Raw genomic sequence first — 878 nt, forward strand, 5'->3', positions numbered from 1 at the left:
AAGGTGTGAGCGGCGCTTGGCTATACTTGAGCGAAGCGAAAATGCCAAGCGTTGCGAATCACTCTTAAATGCTTTGTTAGGCATTCAGTTCACGGATGAGTAAACTACCTAACTGCCTTGTGTTGTAGTAGTTACCATTGCTATTTAGCATTGAGACCCCAAGCGCTTTAGCTATTTGCCTCAAATGTGGTTTAGCTGGCACAAGAGGAGAGCCATTTTCAATAACCTCTATTGAACCATTCTCACGCTCAGCAATAGTTAAGTTGCCCCAGACAGCCTCTTTAACTTTTGGAATGTCTCGATCGATGCTGTCAGATTTTGTTAGTTTGCTCAAAGCAAGTGTGTACTTTGAGCCAGAAGTACACATGAGCGATTTGGCTTGTTCAACACTTCCATCGAACAAGGTTTCGATTTGCATTTCTTCAACGTTAATCCGCAAGACGATAATTCGGTCAACACTATTGAGTGTATTTGGATTAAATGAAACTTGCCCGTTATTAGCCAAACGTCCGGTAGTTTTGACTGAGACTCTTTCACCGTCCCCGCTGACTACATCATATCCCGATTGATTTACTTCGGTTGCCATTTGACCGTTGGTAATCAAAGCTGAATAAAGCTCACCAATTCTCCCTGTCAAATGCCTAAGTTCAGTAATAGGAACGCCCCAATTTAACTCGCGTTCAAGCCAAGACATCGACTCACCTAATGACTGAATTACCTGAATTTGTGTTAATGCCACAGACTTACCTCCTGATGCCTAACGCCGCATTAAGGGGCAGGCAACGTAAACAACTAAACTCAAACTAACCAGCCGTAACCTCAAATGCTCAACCAAACCAAAACTGCCAAGCGTTGACTGTCCTTCTTGAATGCTTTGT

Annotated in this window: 1 protein-coding gene; it reads right to left on the reverse strand. The window is 43.3% G+C overall.

Annotation, left to right across the window (positions count from 1 at the left end; translation table 11 throughout):
- Positions 1–76 precede the first annotated feature (76 nt).
- Positions 77–739, reverse strand: coding sequence for a DUF6998 domain-containing protein (locus tag B7C60_RS13100; protein ID WP_099612050.1), 663 nt, complete (start codon positions 737–739; stop codon positions 77–79).
- Between the last annotated feature and the right edge of the window lie 139 nt (positions 740–878).

Source organism: Vibrio fujianensis, from assembly GCF_002749895.1.
GTDB lineage: Bacteria > Pseudomonadota > Gammaproteobacteria > Enterobacterales > Vibrionaceae > Vibrio > Vibrio fujianensis.